Origin of the sequence: Sporosarcina luteola (assembly GCF_023715245.1) — a bacterium.
GTDB lineage: Bacteria > Bacillota > Bacilli > Bacillales_A > Planococcaceae > Sporosarcina > Sporosarcina luteola_C.
The window spans coordinates 272,721-291,409 of sequence record NZ_JAMBNV010000001.1 but is presented as its reverse complement, the minus strand read 5'-3'; the positions used below and the strand labels follow the sequence as shown (position 1 = coordinate 291,409).

Sequence of the window (18,689 nt, the reverse complement as noted above, 5' to 3'; positions counted from 1 at the left end):
TTTATCCTCCAACAAGAGGCCCGTATACCGGATTAATTGTTTATAACTCTCACTAAATCGTGATTAATTCATGGTTACTCTATTACTTACTATAGTACTAGAAAGATCATTATTAATCAAGTTTCTCGTGATAAAAAATATTAAAGCTATCGTTATAATATATAACGGGTTCGGTTGAGGGGAGAAAAGTGCAATTAACAACATAATTAACAAGTCAATCAGCATCTATTTCAACAGTGAAATCGCTATATAGAAAACAAGTAAAAATGCCCAATTTGAGCGTTTTTTTGCTATATATTTCACTATCCTTATTGAACTAAAGCACCCGTTACTTTAAGTACAATACTTCACAATCTTTTTTAATTTACTTCCTATTTACCTCTCCCAAATCAACGTCATTTGTTGTAAAAGTTCTTCCCATGTTTGCCCTTCTTTGGTTACTTTATCAAGATCAAAGTCAAGATCAAAGTACCCATAGTAAACTGCATCAACAGCTTCACTATCTACTAACTCTAATCGATCAGGTCCAATTCTTTTATCCTCTCGTAAAAAGTTACTAGTAGGCGAATGGGCGATTGTTTTAACATAATAAATTAAGCTAATGTTTTTTACTTCCCCATCTATTTCAACTTCTAAAGGGTGTGTCGTATACGTTCCTGCATGACTTTCTCCAAAATAATTTAAAACAAGCGTTCCATCTGCCGTTTCTTCAAGCTCAAACAATTCTGCTGTATAAGGAATTGGCTTTGAGTAATGAAATATGAATGAAAATAGTGCAAACCCTATTAATGTGGTCGTTAAAACTGATCCAAAAATAAGAAGCCATTTTTTGCGATTCCATCGTTTCTTAAGCTGACTGAACAAAGTGTCTTTATTTTCAATTGGTACATAAAGCGTTCCTTTCATTTGCTCATATTCATTTCTACAATTCTCACATGTAAGTAAATGCTCATTAACTAACGATTTCGTATCATCACTTACTACCTCATCTACATAAAGTGGCAGCAAATCTTGAATGACTGTACATTTAATATCCCTCATCTTGTTTCGCCTCCATATACGCTGTTATTTTCTTTTTTGCACGGTAATACGTTACTCTAGCCCAGCCATCACTTTTTCCAAATAAATGCCCTATTGCCTCAAAAGAAAGCTCACCAAATGTTCGAAGGGAGAAAACTTCTTTATACGGCTCTTTCATTGCGTGTAAAAATCGATGAATCATCAACGCTCGCTCTTCATTCACTAAATAATCTACAAGTTGGACATCCTTTCGCACTGAATTTTCTTCAATATTTATCTCGCGTTGCTGCTTTTTGTATTGTGTAAAATATGTATTTTTAGCGATTGTGAAAAGCCATGCCCTTACATCTTTTTTGCCATCAAATTGATGAAATGATTTCAGTGCCTTAAAAAATGTCTCTTGTGTAATTTCTTCTGCTATATTCTTGTCAGCTACCAAAGACTTTGTATATAAGTAAACATCATGAAAATACGCTTGATAAATTTCCTCAAAGTTCACTTTCTCCCCTCCTTCACTTAAATAACTAACGAACTATGAAAACGTTACAAGATTTCCAAAAAAATAAATAGACATATTCATTTTATCTGAATATGCCTAAAATTTATGGTTTTAGGATTTAAGCCATCAACAACTGCTTTTGTCCAGTAATCCTATACATTTTTCAGGGTTTGTAAAAGTATTTTGTTTTTCATTCATATATAATTTGCCCCATTAAAAATCGGTATAACCCATAATAATTACTACTTCCTTATTCAACTAACCTGCCCCGTTAGTTCAATAAGAACATTGAGCCGTCTCAGTAGCCCAATGTACAATTAATGTGTTGTCAGTCACTTGATTTAGCTTATCATTCCATTTAGAATTCATAGAGTAGTCCTCCTGTTAGATGATGAGTCAATTTCGACGTTGACACTCAGCATCATACAAGAGGACTCTTTTTCTTTCAAGATGGTGCAATTCCTTCAAACAGGAATGCTGCTCCGTTAGTTGAAGATCATCATCTCTTAATCTTCAGTTTATTTTAGCATAAATTTCTCTATATTTTCTTTCTAATATCCAATTAGGAAGCGTTTTAACAACGGAATTATCAAAGGATTTAACAAAGGCACATAATTTTTTGCGCTGTTGCTAATTCGTCTGGCAATTGTTGTACCAATACTTCAATATAAAGCACCTAAATGTTGATTTAACATCAAAAATAGGGATACCAATTCATATGTGAATTGTGTCCCCAAACGCTGTGCTTTTTATTGTCTACTCCCCATCAACTGAACCCGTTAACTATTATAGCGAATCTCTGAAAAAGACTTTTCAATCAACATATTACATTTAAAGGAAATATTCAGTTTGCCTTATCCTAACTGGTTAAGTATGATTGTGACATTAACCAAATCAAGAAATCTGCCCAAATTCTATAAAGACCTGAACAATATTGAATAGAATTATTAATAATTAGATGTGGAGTGATTTAGTTGGCTAACATTCAACCACGAGGAGCTAATTCATACTTCTTTACCGTTAGCTTAGGAAAAGGTGCAGACGGGAAATATAAACGGGCAACTATGACGTATACTGTAACCGAAAAAATGACCCCTAAGCGGTTGGAAGAGCACCTAAAACACGAGTATTTGAAGTTCAAACAAGAGGCACTTTCTGGAGCGTATATCGTACCAGGGAAAATGAAAGTCTCAGCATTGAGCGAAGAATGGAAAGTGAAATATGCTTTCAAAGAAATGTCAGAAACGACCATCACCAACCATTTATCCATTTTGGACACTCATATTTTGCCGGTGATTGGTCATTGGTATTTGCAGGACGTAACTACAGCGCTATTAGATGACTTGTTGCACAATCTGAAAAGGAAAGACGGATCTAAAAAACCACTCGCCGTAACTTCTCAACAGAGCGTATACAACACGTTAAAAAGCCTCTTTAGATTCGCAAAAACAAAACGGTTTATAAAAGAGGACCCGATGGATGGGATTCGCAAGCCGAGGAACAAAAACGAAGAATCCAAGCCGATGAGTGTATATGAATTTGAGGAAGTTTCCCTGCTGCTCAATCTACTGGAAGGGGAAAGCAGCCATTGGAGAATGTTCATGACGTTGCTGATTGTCGGTGGATTACGAAGAGGAGAAGGCTTAGGTTTAGAGTGGAAGCATGTTGATCTAGAGAATGGAATCATTGACATATCCCAGACCATCGTAAATACGCGCAATGGGCCTGTTATCAAGCCGCCTAAATCAAAAACGTCCAATAGGCTTGTCACGCTCGCCCCGTCCGTTGTGGACGATTTGAGAAGGTTTAAAGTGGAATGGAACAAAACTAAACTGCTCATGGGTGATAAGTGGGTGGAACATAATAGATCGTGGGTGTTCTGCAACGACGATGGAACACATTTCTACCCTACTACCCCATCAACCTGGTGGAAACGATTCACGGATAGAACTGAATTCAGATACATCCGGCTTCACGATATTCGCCACACGTCCGCCAGCTTGCTAATTGCTCAGAACATCCATGCCAAAGTTATATCCGAACGTTTTGGACACAGTTCAATTCGTATCACGATGGATACTTACGGACATGTTTTGAGAACTGCCGACAAGATGGCCGGTGATACTTTCGAAGGGTTGTTTTCAGGAAAGAAAAACACAAAATAAAACGGTGAAGCATCAGGAATCATTCCCAGTGCTTCCCGTTTTTTATAGTCATATAATATATTAAAAATCCTTTTAACCTGAAACCTCTATACCATCTTTAGTTTTTAATATTTTTGTTATCGCTACAGGGGTCTGTCCATTTATATACTTGTCACCCTTAGAGTATTCTGTTATTCTCTCCACAATAACTGTTGAAGGAACAAAAAAGTTTTGTTTACTATGTTTGATAATCCCCAAGTGCATGAAAACTTTCTCATTCTTTTCATAGAAGAAAATATCCACCGCTTTAACGTTATTTATAGGCCGCGTATAAAAAACAGCTTTAGGTGTTTCTAAGAGTCTATGAATTAAATAAAAATAAACCATCTTATCACGCATAGCTTTATATGCACTTTTATTCAGGTTCTTTAGTGTTATTTTGGTTATTTCCCCATTTTTAATACGACGATAGCCCTTCGAACCTTTATAGTTATAAACCTTATAGGAATTCCCGCCAAACTTTTTTTCAGCAGGTTTGTGTATTCCTATCAAGTGGCAAAAGTTATCGACATTAAACTTCAGTTCGATAATATCGCCATTCTCTAATTCGAATTCATATATGTATGGTGCTAAATATGCTTCGTAATAATCGATAAGTAACACTAGATCTATTTGATCAAGTGTGGGTGGGTCTAATAAGCTTGCAAATGTCTTGGCATCCAATAGTATCACCTGCTTTAAGGTAAAAAAATAGCCCTGACATATAATCAGGACTATTTTGTAATTACAAAATTATTAAATTGATAGCTCGGCTAATTTATATCTATCCTCAGCCAGGACGGGTAAAGATGCTCTAATATTAGAGTCCCTAGAGCTCGGGAATGTGTCGCTATCTTAACACATGGCATTACTGCCCTGCTATATATTATGTTTGTTACATTTCCTATTATACATAGTTTTTAAAGTGAATCAACATCAATCAATAAAAATTAGCACAAATTTACATAAATTAACGTAGATCATGATATGACAAGCTGGAGGATGTATCCCAATGCTTTCCGTTCTTTTAATACCATTTTGCACAACTTATCATTAATTCACTTCAAGTTTTACATCAAATTTACATCAACAGTCATTTTTAAGGCTTTTTCATCAACACAAAAGACAATAAAAAACCCTCTCAAACATTGATTTGAAAGGGTTTACGTAAGATGGAGCATACCGGGTTCGAACCGGTGACCTTCACACTGCCAGCGTGACACTCTCCCAGCTGAGCTAATGCCCCGTAAATCTGCTACAATATAGATTATAACATGTCATAGAAAAAAGACAATAGATGGGGGAGATCTCCTTGCAACATGCAGAAAAAGAACTGAAGGATACGGTGTTTCTGTGCGATCAGAAAGGGATGCTGAATCCCGAAGCGATCGGATTTGCCCGTCGTCCGTTCATTATAAGCAATCTGAAAGGCCATTTCATGCGGAAGAAGAAATGGAATTATTGGTGTGTGTTCGGTGAGGACCTTCTATTTTCAGCGGCGATCAGCCATATGGATTATGCAGCTGTCTGTTTCGTCTACATGCTCGATTACGAGACGCAGCGCTTCTATGAGAAGCAGGTTTTGCTTCCTGTCGGGCGGAGGGTGAAGATGCCTGAAGACGTACTTGGTAGTGTAAAGTTCGTCAATGAGCGGATTTCAGTTCAGCTGGTCCATTTGCAAGGAGAAACCCATCTATCTGTGACGATACCGGACTTTGATAATGAAGTGCTCCATGCCGATCTGCATATTACGCATCCGGAAGAGGACGATTCGTTGAACGTCGTCATCCCCCGCAACCGAGATCGGTTCCAATTCACAGCGAAACATCATACATTGCCGACGACGGGATTCGTGAAGATCGGGGAGAAACGTTATGATTTCAATCCTGATTATAGCTTTGCAGTGCTGGATTACGGACGCGGCGTCTGGCCTCGCGAAGCGGAGTGGAATTGGGCGATGGCTTCCCAGCGTTTAGGCGGTCGGCGGATCGGGCTGAATTTTGGCGGTAAATGGACTGACGGTACGGGCATGACGGAAAATGCGGTGTTTGTGGACGGCGTCATGACGAAACTGCATGAGGATGTCATCTTCACGTACGACAAAGACAATTACATGCGTCCTTGGCATATCGGGACAAAGTTTTCCGACGATGTAAATTTGACTTTCTCTCCATTTTTCGAACGAAAATCAAAGACGAATGCACAGCTTGTACAAACGAACGTCAACCAACTTGTCGGCTATTTCAACGGAGGCGTCAAACTGCACGACGGTTCGACGCTCAGAATCCGGCAAATGCTCGGCTGCGCGGAAGACCACCGCGCGAAATGGTAGATAGGAACAACCGGCGAAAACGCCGGTTGTTTTTATATGGCTTCAAAAGTGGTTATCACCGAATTGACGGGTGTTATCACCGATTCGAACGAGTTTATCACCGTTTCTCGACACGTTATCACCGAATTGACGAGTGTTATCACCGATTAGCATAAACTCACCCATTCCCCTACGCCATAAAATAGGTTTTCACCGGTCGACAGTACTTTATCACCGCTTGGACGCTGGTTATCATCACTCACACCATTTTTATCACCACTTAACCACAATTCCAGCGGATTTAAATAAATGCTTGCGGACAGCTCCCATTCCTCCCCTACCTCATGTCGCGATTCCTCCGAAATTGCCTTTGTGTTTAATTTTGCGGAATGAAGGAAATTACTGAACAGAAGACTACAACAGGAGGTTTGCGATCATGAGGAACAATATGAAGGTCGTCATGCTCTTTTTAGCTATCGTGCTCGTCTTGGGCGCGTGCGGAAATGGGGGCAAAAATGCGGATAATCCTAAACGGGAGGATGCTACGCTTATCTATGAAAATGATCAGTCAGGCGACACGTTGAATACAGGGGACGGGTACGGCTTCAATAAGTTCGACTTGGAGATAGAGGTCGATGGGAAAGATGTCATTGACGTGGAGTATGAAGTAGCGAAAGGTCATGAGGCCAAGTATGTGAATAAGTTGGCTAGTATGAATTTGAGGGATCAGGAAGCTTTCAATAAACTGGATCCGTTTTTCGTTAAAGTAGTGACAGGGAAGAGTATGGACGAAAAAGACGTCATAGCAAAGATTATGGAGTGGTTTGGAATAGACACGTATACGAAGTTCGATTTGGAAATCGACTTTGACGATGGCACGAAGATGGATATTGAAGATAGGAAATGATAATGAAACGATAAACAGGCGAGGAAATGTTCCCCCGCCTGTTTTTTGTGTTCAAATCTTCGAGTCCTTCAACATCGTATAATAAACCCCTTGTTTTTCGATCAATTCTTCTTGGCTGCCGGATTCGATGAGCTTGCCTTGATCCATGACGTAGACGGTGTCGGCTTTCCGGACCGTGTTCAGCCTGTGGGCGATGACGAAGCTCGTTCTTCCTTCCATGAGCCTGTCGAGCGCTTCCTGAATTGCGAGTTCGGTGACGGTGTCGATGCTGCTTGTCGCCTCGTCGAGCAAAAGCAAGACGGGGTCTGCGACGAGCGCCCTTGCGATGGAGAGCAATTGCTTCTGTCCTTGTGAAATTTCGCCGCCATCCGCTGTCAGTATGGTGTCATACCCGTTTTCAAGCCTTGAGATGAAGCTATGCGCATTCGCCTCTTTTGCAGCCGCGATCACTTCTTCGTCGGTGGCGTCAAGCTTGCCGTACCGGATATTTTCCATGACGGTCGCTTCGAACAAAAATGGATCCTGCAAAACGAATGCCGTCTGGCTCCGCAATGTTTCGCGCGGCAGTTCTTTGATGGGAATCCCGTCAATGAGGATCTGCCCTTCATTCGCTTCATAGAACCGGGCCAGAAGCTGCATGATTGTCGTCTTCCCTGCCCCGGTCGCTCCGACGAAAGCCGCCGTCTCGCCAGGTTTGACGTGGAAGGAGATGTTGTCGACCGTATAGCCGTCCGTGTCGACAGTATAGCCGAATGACACATTCCTGAATTCGACGTCCCCTGCGAGAATTGTGTCCGCATGCTCCGTTGCGTCGTCTTGTTCAATCGGCTCATCCATAATTTTGAAGACGCGTTCCGCTCCCGCAATTGCCGAGAGGACGGTATTGAATTGGTTGGAAAGATCATTGAGCGGCCTCGTGAATTGGCGGGCGTACTCGGAAAAGATGACGATCGTACCAATTGTGACGATTCCGTCCCCCTTCAGTGCAAGCAATCCCCCGACGCCCGCCACGATGGCGAAGGCTGCGTTGTTGAGCATATTCATCACTTTTGGGATGAACCCGGAGTATGTCAGTGCCCAGAAGCCCGTCCGGCGCAGCCGATCGCTCTTTTCCGCGAATTCCTCCATGACCCGCTCTTCCTGCGAAAATGCCTTGATGATCCGCTGTCCTGAAATCGTTTCTTCAATCATCCCGTTCAATTGTCCGACCGCTTGCTGCTGCTCTTTGAACAGCAATCCCGTCCGGCGGGTGATCCACCGAATCGCGATGAACATGACAGGAACAATGATCATTGTCAGCAACGTCAAAATCGGGCTGAGGTACAGCATCACGGCGAGCGTCCCTGACAATGTCAAAATGCTTGAGAATACTTGGATGAACGATGAGTTCAGCGTCTGGCTGACGTTTTCGATGTCATTCGTCACGCGGCTCATCAATTCGCCATGCTGCCGCTTGTCGAAAAACGTGACTGGCAGTGTCTGCAGATGGGAAAACAGACTTGTCCGCAGCCTGAAAATTGTCTGCTGTGCAATGCCGACCATCCAGAAGCTTTGGAAATAAAGGGCAAGGGACAATCCCGCGTAAATCGCGATCAGCATGCCGATTTTTCCGCCCAAGCCATCGAATTCCATTGGGATGATATGCGCATCGATGATTTTCCCAATCAGGAATGGACCGATTAGCGCAAGGGCAGAACTGACGAGCACGAGGGCAAGCACGAGGATGAGCAGCCCCCGCTGTTCATCGACGAGCTTCCAGATCCGGTGGAGCACCGATTTCCAGTCACTCGCACGCTCCACTTTCTTTCGTCCAGGACCTTTTATGTCCTCTTTCTTTATGATCGGTTCATATCCGAACGGTTTACGAATTGTTCGCAACATCGGCGCCCACCTCCTCTTCCGATTGGGATTCGGCTATTTTCCGGTATAATGCCGACTGCTCCATGAGATCGGCGTGGGTACCATATCCGACGACCTTTCCTTCATCTAATAACAGGATTTGATCCGCACCTCTAGCCGTCTGCACTTTTTGCGTGACGACAAGCATCGTCGCCGCTTCCCCTTTCAGCGCTTCCCACAATGCATTCTCGGTTTTAACGTCCAATGCGCTCGTGCTGTCGTCGAGGATAAGGATGGAAGGCTTCCGGACAAGTGCCCGGGCAATTGAAAGCCGTTGCTTTTGCCCGCCCGATAGGTTGACCCCTTTCTGTCCGACCCGCGTTCCGTACTTCTGTGGGAATAAATCGATAGATTCGTGGATCTGCGCTTTCATCGCCGCCTCGATCAGTTCATCAGGTTCCGCATCGCTGTCCCCCCATGAGAGGTTTTCCAGGATCGATCCCGTGAACAGGATCGATTGCTGTGGAACGAGACCGATTGTATCGCGTAAGTCCTTCAACGCCCACTCCTTCACTTCGATTCCGCCGACGTAGATTTTCCCTTCGGTCGCTTCGAACATGCGGGGAATGAGATTGAGAAGCGTCGATTTCCCCGACCCGGTTGCCCCCATGATGGCGAGCTTCTCCCCAGGTGCCACATGGAAGGACACACTATCCAAAATCGGTGTAGGCTTTCCTTGATAATGGAAAGAAACGTTATCGAAACGGAGATCCCCTTCCAGACTGCCGATACTCGAGCTTTCCATAGTATTTTCTTCAAGATCCTCATCAGCAAGCAGCACTTCCTCCATACGCTCAGAGGATGCCTTTGCACGAGATAATGCGCTGATGATGAATGCAAACATTGAAAATGCGCCGGTCATCCGCATTGCATAGTTGACAATTGCGACAAGCTCCCCGACTTGCGCGTTCCCATCACCGATTTCGATGGCACCGAACCAGAGGACAGCCATCAAGCTGACGTTCATGATGAACAAGAGGACTGGCAAAATGAGCTCCATCATCCGCATCGCTTTGACGGTGTCTTTCCGGAGGGCCCCCGCTACTTTCGAAAATCGGCTCGCTTCGTACATTCCGCGCAAATACGCTTTGATAAGACGGACCGCCTGCAGGTTTTCCTGGATGACGCGGTTCACTCGGTCGAGCCTGTGTTGCACCGTTGAAAAATAGCCGACTCCTTTCCTCGCCATTACGAAGAGGAAGATGAGCAGGACCGGCGCACCGATGACGAGGTAGAGTGCCAGTTTCACATTGACGAAAAATGCCATGACCAAGCTTCCGATTACGAGCAAAGGCGCACGCATCATGATCCGCAGCGACATGAACAGGACGTTTTGCACCATCGTTACATCGCTCGTCATGCGCGTGATCAAACCCGCTGTCGGGAACCGTAAGAAGGTCGCCATGGAAAATGACTGCACTTGGCGGAATAGCGCTTGCCGCAAGTCGAACGCAAAGCTTTGCGCGGCGTGGGCGGCGAAGAAGGAATTGATTGCACCGGATAAGAATGCAACGAACGCCAGACCCATCATGACGCTTCCCCATGTCCAAATGACGCTGACATCTTCCGCCAATATGCCGTCATCGATAATTTTCTTTATTAATAATGGCTGGATCAGCTCGACCGAAAGTTCGGTCAGCATAAGGAATAAGGCAATGAATATCGGCCATTTATACGGCTTTGCAAAGGAGAAAACTGTTTTCATCTTACCGGACCCCCAAAAAACTCTTTCGTATTACGAATTATTTTTATTGTCACCATTATGACATAGGGAGCGAATTCTGTATAGGACGTATATTGATTAATCCGGAAGTTCAGACATTGAGAGCCTTGTTATATCGGGCTACAGGACTTTATTTTATTACCCTAAAAACCGGAAGCCTATGCAGGATTCCGGTGTAATCAATTAGTCTTCTTTTGCCTTGCTTCCCGCCACTGAAATCCCTGTGACGCCGAGGAGCATGATTGCGCCTCCGACCATTTGCCAAAGGCCTAACACACTGCCAAACCAGATGACGGAAATGATTATTGCCGTCAATGGTTCGAAGCTGGAAAGGATGCTCGTTTCCACCGGCGATATATATTTCATGCTGCTGAGGAATAGAAGGAATGCGGCCGTTCCGACGATGATGATGAGTAACAGCATCAGTGACAGGTTCACGTCGGCGAGCGCACCAATCTCTTTACCGAACCTCAATATATTCATGAGAAGGAGCGTCAGTCCTCCGATGAGCATGCCCCATCCAACGGAGAGGAGGACGCCCCATTCATTCATGAGCCGAACTGGATACAGTGTGTAGAATGCGAATGTGAATCCAACAGCGAGCCCGAAGAATAGCGCCTCCTTCGTCAATGCAAAGTCGGAAAGAGTCCCATTTGTCAAAAGCAGGAAGAGGCCGACCATTGTAACAACCATTCCGATCACTTGGGATGCTGGCGGGCGCACCTTTTGCCTGATTGAAACGAAAAGGATGATATAGATCGGCGCTAGGAATTGAAACAGCGTCGCAACGACCGCGTTGCTCGTGTTGATGGAGCCTGCGAATGAAAATTGGACGCCGAGCATTCCGATAACGCCGAAAATGGCCATTTGACGCAGCCACACCTTATGACGGAGCGGGCGTGTAATATGTATGCCTTTCATTTTTAATAGGAGAAGAAGCGCCACGCCGGCAATTAAAAGCCGGACGATTAGCATGAAGGAGACGGACATTTTACCCGATATCAGAATCCATTCCATCATTGGCCCCGTCGCACCCCAGAGCATAGCCCCGATGATGATCATGAATATCCCTTTCGCTCTTTCCATATCATTCCACCACCTTTTACAGTTGTTTAGTAACTTCATAGATGTGTTCAATCCGCCATAAAAGATGTAATGTAAATTCACTGAACTTCCTATATAATAAAATACATACGACATCCGAAAGGGGACAAAAAGATGAAATCGGCAAACCAAGCAAATAGAACCGAGCTGCCGCTAGTCATGGACAGTCTTGTAGAGTTCTTAATGGTGACCCGTACGGATGGTGAAGGCTTGATTACTTATACGAATCATAACTTCCTAGCTTCAAGCAATTGGACACCAAAACGAATTCTCGGAAAATCCTTTTGGCAAATGTTTTCCGAGGATGAACATAGCCAAGCGCAGGCCCATGCGATATGGAACCGGGTGACGAACGGGAAATCCTGGTTCGGCAAAGTTGAAAAACTTACGCGGCACGGCGAGCCCTATTACGTACAAATGATGGCAGTACCCGTACTTGACGACGAGGATACACTCACGTCCTGCACGTTTCTAGAGCTCGACATTACAGTAGAAGTAGAGCTGAAGGAGAAACTCCAACAAATCGCCTTTATCGATTTTGAAACAGGATTGATGAGCCGGCATAAATTGGAGACGATGGTCAATGAATATATTGCTGAGGACCGGCACTTTTCGTTCGTCTACATAGCAATCGATCACTATTATACACTGAAAGATCTTCAGTCGTATGATTCGGAATCGGTTTTAATCCAAGAATTCACGAACCGGTTGAAACGGTTTTTCCAAGGTGATCCGATCGCAAGGGTCGGAGTAAGCCAATTTGTCGTTTTAACATCCTTCGGGGATTGGTTCGTCCAAGGATTCCTGGAGTTCTTGAAGGAACAGCCGATCTATGTTGAAAACCACTCATTGCCTTTATCGGTAAGTGGCGGAATCGTGCGCTTCCCGGAAGATCAATCCTCCTATTCACATCTGTACAAAGCAGCATTGGCAGCAACAAAGACCATTACTGAGCAAGGCGGAGGGCGCATTTCCTCCTTATCAGCCGAGTCCCACAAAGAGTTGAACCGCCGCTCCCTCATCGACAAGAAGATGCTGACAGCTCTTGACCACAACAACTTGCAGGTCGTCTACCAGCCGCAATTGGATATTGCGACGGGCAAAGTTCTCGTGTACGAAGCGCTTGTCCGTTGGGAGGATGCGGAAATCGGGCATATCCAACCGGATGAGCTCATACCGATTGCGGAGGAGAACGGGTTGATTCATGCCATTGGGGCCTATGTTCTTGAGGAAGCTGCATCACTCGCGGTGAAGCTCATGGCCGATCGGCCGGATATCCGCATTTCAGTCAATTCATCTGTGCGGGAGTTCGGCGATTCCTCACAAATGAAGGAAAAGCTGACAGGCATTCTCGAAAAGACGAAGTGCCCTGCTGATAAGATCGAGCTGGAGATTACGGAGAAGTTCGCCTTCCAAGCTGAACAGGAACATGCGATCATCCAACAAATGAAAGCGTTTGAAGAGACCGGTATACGCTTCATCCTGGATGATTTCGGAACGGGATATGCCTCTTTCCGGTATATGCAGCAGTTACCGATTTCCAAAGTTAAAATCGATAAAGTGTTCATCAATTCCCTGCTTACGATGCCTAAAACACGGCAGCTCGTCGAAGGGATGATCCTTTTCAGCAAATCAATGGGCCTATATGTTATTGCAGAAGGCGTCGAAACTGAGGAACAGTTCGAAGCATTGAAGGAAATGGGCGTTGATGCTGTTCAGGGGTATTATATCGGAGGTCCTGTAAAAGGGGCTGAGATTTCATAAGGAACGGAGCCGCTAGGGTGCGGTTCCGTTTTTTTGATTGATGGAATGAATGAATTCTTGCGCGGAAGAATGGACCTTGAAACGGAATGAATGGACCCTTGATCAAAAGAATGGACCCTGAACCACAATGAATGAGCCCTTGATCAAAAGAATGGACCCTGAAACGCAATGAATGGGCCCTTGATCAAAAGAATGGACCCTGAAACGCAATGAATGGGCCCTTGATCAAAAGAATGGACCCTGAACCGTAATGAATGGGCCCTTGATCAAAAGAATGGACCTTGAACCGTAATGAATGGGCCCTTGATCAAAAGAATGGACCTTGAACCGCAAAAAATGGGCCCTTGCATGATCATCTCAACTAAAAAAAGAGGGAGCGCATGCTCTCCCTCCCCTTTCCCATCAGTTCATCTTCAACGTGCTGATTTCCTTAAACGAGTCGAGCTTATAGCTTTTGACTTCGTCCATCGATAGCGTGAACACGCTGTCGCCGCTGTACAGTAACCGTTGGATCTGCTTCTCCCATTCTTCGTATTGTTCTCCGGACGCTTTCTTTTGCACCAAATCGCCCTTCAGTACGATTCCACTATCCGGTGTAATTTCATAAATGAGAGCTCCGGAACCTTTATAGTCCACTTCGAAATCCTTAGCCCCTTCTTCATACATGCTGACCGGGAAGCCGAACAGATTTCTCTTCTTATGCTGGAACAGCGCTTTATGGTCGTATTGCAGAGGTGAGTACGTGCCCCGCCCTCCAATGATTTCCGTATATTTCTCTTTCGGATTATGAAAATCGGTTACGTCGAACAGTGAGATCTTCATCCCTTTGGTGAGGATCAACGGCTCACCTCCCGAAGGATTTTTCTGCGCAACTGTGTCATAGCCGAAACCGATCAAATGATTTTCATCCAATGGGTGCAAGTAATTTGAGAACCCCGGTATTTTCAACTCGCCCAACACTTTCGGCTTCGCTGGATCCGCAACATCGATGACGAAAAGCGGGTCAGTCTCCCTGAACGTCACCATATACGCCTTATCCCCCATGAATCGCGCGGAGTAGATGCGCTCCCCTTTAGCAAGGCCTTTCACCGATCCGGTCATTTCCATCTTTTCATTCAAAATATACAGATGGTTTTTGGACGGGTTTTTGTCGTCCCACATATTCCCTTCCGTCATGACAACACGGAAATTCCCTTTGTATTCATCCATCGAGAATTGGTTCAAAATCGTCCCGCTCAACTCGGCAGATTGATAAAAATCAACATTTGTCCCGTCCAGTTTGAATTTGAATATCTCGGTATCCGCTTTACCCGGATTCCAGATCATGATTTCAGCACCACGGGAATTCGTGCTCTTTTCATATTTCAATGCCGTTAAGTAAAGATGGTCTTTCGTCATGTACATCTGGTCGCTGCTGCCGAGGAACCCTTTCGTTTTCAGCTCTGCCGTTTTCGGCGTCGTCAAGTCAATTGAAGCGATAACGGAATAGGAAGGATCCACCGCTCCAGGTAAAATGGAGATATCCTTGAATTCCATGAATTTCTCTTCTTTTTCATTCGAATCCAAAATGCGCGGACGCAATGCGTCTCCTTCGATTTCTTCCATTGCCCAGAAGTTCGGAAATACATTTGTCACGAGATAAAGCATGCCCCCCGTCTTCCGGGCGCTTTTCATATAGCCTTCCACTCCAATTTCACGGATGAACACTGGCTTTTCCGGCATTTCGATGTTGTACAGACGGACAGTCGTCAAGCTGTTCATCGGCATCATTTTATCCATTGCATTTGATTTATCCGTATCCGGATAGCGCTGCATTTTTTCTCCGAGAACAATGAGTAAGTCGTCATGTAAAAATAGCTGTGACGGATAATAGTCGTCACCCGGTTTAATTTCAGCCGCGACTTTCATCTTTTGAGGGTTTCGGATATCAACGACTTTCACAGACGTGCCTGCAAAAATGGAATAGATATATTCGCCATCCGTTTTCACCATATCCGATTCATCAACGCCTTCAACTTGATTATTCGTCGAAGAATGATCACCTCCGCCTACCGCATTCGATGACTCCGCACTGTCCATGGAGGCTTTTTCCGAAGACTCTTCAACTCCATCAAACCTTACCGCGACGGACTGCATATCTTTTGCTCTTTTGAAATATGCTTTCAAATCTTCCTCAGAGCTGATCGAATCGATAGAACCATAGGCGGAAACGTCCGCCTTCTTCGTGAAGATCGAAATGCCTGCAACGACCATGAATAAAATCATCGAAATGATCAACCATATTATCGGTTTCCTCAATTTCATCACCTTTCTTTGTCTGCTTCTTTACTTAGTAGACTTGTCGGAGAGATTTACGTTTCACCTTTCGGAAAAAACATTTTTGTGGTTCCATTCGAATATGGTAGTCTTATAGAGTGGGTAAAATAACATAGGGGGTATAGGGGAATGAAAACACTTACAAGATGGTCGAATAGGATCATGGAAAGATACTTGCCTGATCCATACATATTCGTTGCCATTCTGACACTGCTTGTCTTTTTGCTCGGTGTTGGACTGACGGATTCGGGTCCGCTCGAGATGACTGTCCACTGGGGGAATGGTTTCTGGGGGCTTCTCGCATTTACAATGCAGATGGTCATCGTATTAGTTGCGGGACATGTATTGGCAAGCAGTCCTTTTTTCAAGAAGATATTGAGTTCATTGGCAGGATTGGCGAAGTCGCCTGGTACAGCGATTCTACTCGTGACCGTCGTATCGCTCATCGCTTGTTGGATCAACTGGGGATTCGGTCTCGTCATCGGGGCGTTGTTCGCTAAGGAAATCGCCAAAAAAGTGACGACTGTCGATTACCGGCTATTGATTGCAAGCGCTTACTCCGGTTTCATCATCTGGCATGGAGGGCTTGGCGGATCGATTCCATTGTCCATCGCGACGGAGGATCATCCGTACGCCAACATGATGGGTGTCGTTCCAACGTCCGAAACGATTTTTTCAACGTATAATCTATTCATTATCGCAGTTCTATTCATAACTTTACCGTTGTTAAACCGTTTCATGATGCCAAAACCGGAGGATACGGTCAGCGTCGATCCAAAATTGTTGGAAGAGGAAATCGAAGTGGAAGAAGCAGAGGAAAAAACGCCTGCTGCGCGGCTTGAAAATAGTGTGATCCTTTCCATGCTGATCGGTGCATTAGGTGTCGTCTATCTTGTACAGCACTTTGTCACTAAAGGTTTCGACTTGAACCTGAATATCGTCAATCTGATTTTCTTTATTCTCGGCATCATTTTCCACGGCACGCCAAAACGTTTTCTTGCAGCAGTTGCAAATGCAGTCAAAACGTCAGGTGGAATTATCATCCAGTTCCCGTTCTACGCAGGGATCATGGGCATGATGGTAGATTCAGAACTAGCGAAAGTCATGTCGCAATGGTTTGTCAGCATTTCAACCGAAGCGACCTTCCCGCTCTTCACATTTTATGCGGCGGGACTCGTTAACTTCTTCGTACCGTCAGGCGGAGGACAATGGGCTGTACAAGCGCCGGTCATGCTTGATGCGGCTCAAACGCTTGGCGTCAGCTACTCGAAGACTGCGATGGCCATCGCATGGGGCGATGCATGGACGAATATGATCCAGCCGTTCTGGGCATTGCCTGCACTTGCGATTGCAGGATTGCGCGCGAAGGACATTATGGGCTATTGTGTGTTCGTCTTGTTGTTGAGTGGTATTGTCGTGAGTATCGGGCTTTATTTCTTTTAAGTAAACATGCAGCATCCGGAGCGCCAATACGGCGGCTTCGGATGTTTTTCATTTTGAATAAATACCGTTGTTTCACTCCAACTTACCATGGAGTTCTCGTTCTCACATGAAAAGTTCTCGTTTATGCGACAAGAGTTCTCATCCTACCTCGGAAAGTTCTCGTTCTCATACGAAGAGTTCTCGAATGCCGGGAGATTAGCCTCTCCCCGCATTTTATTTATTCTCCCAATACTTCTATACAAGTTACAAACGCACGTTTCAAGTCTTCATGCGACCACCTTGGGACGCGGCCGTGGATCCGGTATCCTCCGATTTCTCCCCCGCCACGTTTATCAGTCCCCACACAGGGAATATCTCAAATAGATGATTTTTCTAAGGAGGAATACATGAATGCCTGAAGACAAATACGAACAAAAAGATGAGCAAGTGACACCTCAAACACAAAATCAGCAGCCTGGAATTGAAGCGGAGATGGACCCGCTTCCTATCTATGACGATGAAAATTATAAAGGCTCGGGCAAGTTGAAAGGGAAAAACGCTTTGATCACCGGAGGAGACAGCGGAATTGGTCGGGCCGTCGCAGTCGCATTCGCGAAGGAAGGAGCGAATGTGGCGATCGCCTATTTGGACGAGACCGAGGACGTCGATGCGAATAAAACCGTCGAGCTCATTGAACAATATGGCGGCAAAGCAAAGAAAATTCGTGTCGATATTAGTGAAGAGGAAAATTGCGAGCAGCTGGTCAACGATGTCATCAAGGAATTCGGCAGCTTGAATATTCTCGTCAACAATGCTGGAAAGCAGTTTCCGCAGGACGATATCTCCCAAATTTCTGGCGATCAGCTACGCGAAACGTTCGACACCAATTTCTTCGGACTGTTTTATTTATCAAAAGCGGCGCTGGCCCATATGAAGGAAGGCGATTGCATCATTAACACCTCTTCCGTAACAGCTTATAACGGCTCGCCGGGATTGATCGATTATTCAGCAACGAAAGGCGCCATCACGTCATTCACACGCTCCCTCGCCTTGAATTTGGCTACGAAAGGAATCCGCGTCAATGCCGTGGCACCTGGCCCGATCTGGACGCCATTGATTCCTGCAACATTCGACGCGCAAAAAGTCGAGCAGCACGGAGCGGACACACCTTTGAAACGCCGCGGACAGCCGGCTGAAAATGCACCGGCCTATGTTTTCCTCGCGTCAAACGATTCAAGCTATATGACTGGGCAGACGATTCACGTTGATGGTGGAGATTATGTAGGTTCTTAATCTTTTAGGGTGTTGCTCTTTGGGCGTGGAACGCTGCTCTTTGGGCGCGGCATGCTATTCTTTGGGCGCGGAACGCTGCTCTTTGGGCGCGGCATGCCGCTCTTTGGGCGCGGAACGCTGCTCTTTGGGCGCGGCATGCTGCTCTTTGGGCGCGGAACGCTGCTCTTTGGGCGCGGCATGCTGCTCTTTGGGCGCGGAACGCTGCTCTTTGGGCGCGGTAACCCCCACTCTGGACACGAGCATAGTAC

Annotated in this window: 14 protein-coding genes and 1 tRNA gene; 6 read left to right on the top strand and 9 right to left on the bottom strand. The window is 45.2% G+C overall.

Going from position 1 to position 18,689, the window contains the following annotated elements; genetic code table 11:
• Window positions 1–375 precede the first annotated feature (375 nt).
• Together M3152_RS01440 and M3152_RS01435 are read right to left on the bottom strand one after the other, a co-directional pair.
• The gene (locus M3152_RS01440) at window positions 376–1,041 is read right to left on the bottom strand and encodes a zf-HC2 domain-containing protein (RefSeq protein WP_251693419.1); all 666 of its coding nucleotides are present in this window, start codon (window positions 1,039–1,041) and stop codon (window positions 376–378) included.
• A complete protein-coding gene (locus M3152_RS01435) occupies window positions 1,028–1,519 on the bottom strand; it encodes an RNA polymerase sigma factor (protein ID WP_251693418.1) in 492 nt (163 codons plus the stop codon). The genes M3152_RS01440 and M3152_RS01435 overlap by 14 nt, the downstream gene beginning before the upstream one ends.
• Window positions 1,520–2,493: 974 nt before the next feature.
• On the opposite strand from M3152_RS01435, the gene M3152_RS01430 reads away from it, so the two are divergent.
• Window positions 2,494–3,684: a site-specific integrase gene (locus M3152_RS01430; protein WP_251693416.1), complete on the top strand. Its 1,191-nt coding sequence runs from the start codon at window positions 2,494–2,496 to the stop codon at window positions 3,682–3,684.
• A 72-nt stretch (window positions 3,685–3,756) separates the two neighbouring features.
• Here M3152_RS01430 and M3152_RS01425 read toward each other — a convergent pair whose 3' ends face one another.
• Together M3152_RS01425 and M3152_RS01420 are read right to left on the bottom strand one after the other, a co-directional pair.
• The gene (locus M3152_RS01425) at window positions 3,757–4,386 is read right to left on the bottom strand and encodes a PBECR4 domain-containing protein (RefSeq protein ID WP_251693414.1); all 630 of its coding nucleotides are present in this window, start codon (window positions 4,384–4,386) and stop codon (window positions 3,757–3,759) included.
• A gap of 489 nt (window positions 4,387–4,875) precedes the next feature.
• Window positions 4,876–4,948: transfer RNA gene (locus M3152_RS01420), tRNA-Ala, on the bottom strand.
• 66 nt (window positions 4,949–5,014) lie between these two features.
• Between M3152_RS01420 and M3152_RS01415 the strand changes: the two genes are divergently transcribed.
• Entirely contained in the window at window positions 5,015–6,034 is a 1,020-nt protein-coding gene (locus tag M3152_RS01415; RefSeq protein ID WP_435371923.1) for a DUF2804 domain-containing protein, read from the top strand.
• A 42-nt stretch (window positions 6,035–6,076) separates the two neighbouring features.
• On the opposite strand, the gene M3152_RS17945 is transcribed toward M3152_RS01415, so the two are convergent.
• Complete coding sequence (locus M3152_RS17945) at window positions 6,077–6,199, bottom strand: hypothetical protein (protein ID WP_285846864.1); 123 nt, start codon at window positions 6,197–6,199, stop codon at window positions 6,077–6,079.
• Between the two features lie 250 nt (window positions 6,200–6,449).
• Between M3152_RS17945 and M3152_RS01410 the strand changes: the two genes are divergently transcribed.
• Entirely contained in the window at window positions 6,450–6,920 is a 471-nt protein-coding gene (locus M3152_RS01410) for a YusW family protein (protein ID WP_251693410.1), read from the top strand.
• Between the two features lie 51 nt (window positions 6,921–6,971).
• Here the strand turns inward: M3152_RS01410 and M3152_RS01405 are convergent, their stop codons facing one another.
• From M3152_RS01405 to M3152_RS01395, 3 genes are all read right to left on the bottom strand, one after another.
• The gene (locus M3152_RS01405; RefSeq protein WP_251693408.1) at window positions 6,972–8,801 is read right to left on the bottom strand and encodes an ABC transporter ATP-binding protein; all 1,830 of its coding nucleotides are present in this window, start codon (window positions 8,799–8,801) and stop codon (window positions 6,972–6,974) included.
• Window positions 8,782–10,524, bottom strand: coding sequence for an ABC transporter ATP-binding protein (locus M3152_RS01400; protein ID WP_251693406.1), 1,743 nt, complete (start codon window positions 10,522–10,524; stop codon window positions 8,782–8,784). Before M3152_RS01400 ends, M3152_RS01405 begins: the two co-directional genes overlap by 20 nt.
• Window positions 10,525–10,725: 201 nt before the next feature.
• Window positions 10,726–11,628 carry a DMT family transporter gene (locus tag M3152_RS01395; protein WP_251693404.1) on the bottom strand — a complete coding sequence of 301 codons (903 nt, stop codon included), beginning with the start codon at window positions 11,626–11,628 and terminating at the stop codon, window positions 10,726–10,728.
• A gap of 132 nt (window positions 11,629–11,760) precedes the next feature.
• On the opposite strand from M3152_RS01395, the gene M3152_RS01390 reads away from it, so the two are divergent.
• Window positions 11,761–13,410, top strand: coding sequence for a sensor domain-containing protein (locus M3152_RS01390; RefSeq protein WP_251693402.1), 1,650 nt, complete (start codon window positions 11,761–11,763; stop codon window positions 13,408–13,410).
• 402 nt (window positions 13,411–13,812) lie between these two features.
• Here the strand turns inward: M3152_RS01390 and M3152_RS01385 are convergent, their stop codons facing one another.
• The gene (locus tag M3152_RS01385) at window positions 13,813–15,708 is read right to left on the bottom strand and encodes a beta-propeller domain-containing protein (protein WP_251693399.1); all 1,896 of its coding nucleotides are present in this window, start codon (window positions 15,706–15,708) and stop codon (window positions 13,813–13,815) included.
• Between the two features lie 147 nt (window positions 15,709–15,855).
• On the opposite strand from M3152_RS01385, the gene M3152_RS01380 reads away from it, so the two are divergent.
• Together M3152_RS01380 and M3152_RS01375 are read left to right on the top strand one after the other, a co-directional pair.
• Window positions 15,856–17,169 (top strand): short-chain fatty acid transporter, encoded by a 1,314-nt coding sequence (locus M3152_RS01380; RefSeq protein ID WP_251693397.1) that lies wholly within the window; start codon window positions 15,856–15,858, stop codon window positions 17,167–17,169.
• Between the two features lie 390 nt (window positions 17,170–17,559).
• A complete protein-coding gene (locus M3152_RS01375) occupies window positions 17,560–18,441 on the top strand; it encodes an SDR family oxidoreductase (RefSeq protein ID WP_251693395.1) in 882 nt (293 codons plus the stop codon).
• Window positions 18,442–18,689: the final 248 nt, after the last annotated feature.

Coding starts and splice junctions, on each gene's coding strand:
- M3152_RS01440 (WP_251693419.1), bottom strand. CDS start 1,041: ATGAGGGATATTAAATGTACAGTCATTCAAGATTTGCTGCCACTTTAT.
- M3152_RS01390 (WP_251693402.1), top strand. CDS start 11,761: ATGAAATCGGCAAACCAAGCAAATAGAACCGAGCTGCCGCTAGTCATG.
- M3152_RS01400 (WP_251693406.1), bottom strand. CDS start 10,524: ATGAAAACAGTTTTCTCCTTTGCAAAGCCGTATAAATGGCCGATATTC.
- M3152_RS01380 (WP_251693397.1), top strand. CDS start 15,856: ATGAAAACACTTACAAGATGGTCGAATAGGATCATGGAAAGATACTTG.
- M3152_RS01410 (WP_251693410.1), top strand. CDS start 6,450: ATGAGGAACAATATGAAGGTCGTCATGCTCTTTTTAGCTATCGTGCTC.
- M3152_RS01405 (WP_251693408.1), bottom strand. CDS start 8,801: ATGTTGCGAACAATTCGTAAACCGTTCGGATATGAACCGATCATAAAG.
- M3152_RS01395 (WP_251693404.1), bottom strand. CDS start 11,628: ATGGAAAGAGCGAAAGGGATATTCATGATCATCATCGGGGCTATGCTC.
- M3152_RS17945 (WP_285846864.1), bottom strand. CDS start 6,199: ATGGGTGAGTTTATGCTAATCGGTGATAACACTCGTCAATTCGGTGAT.
- M3152_RS01375 (WP_251693395.1), top strand. CDS start 17,560: ATGCCTGAAGACAAATACGAACAAAAAGATGAGCAAGTGACACCTCAA.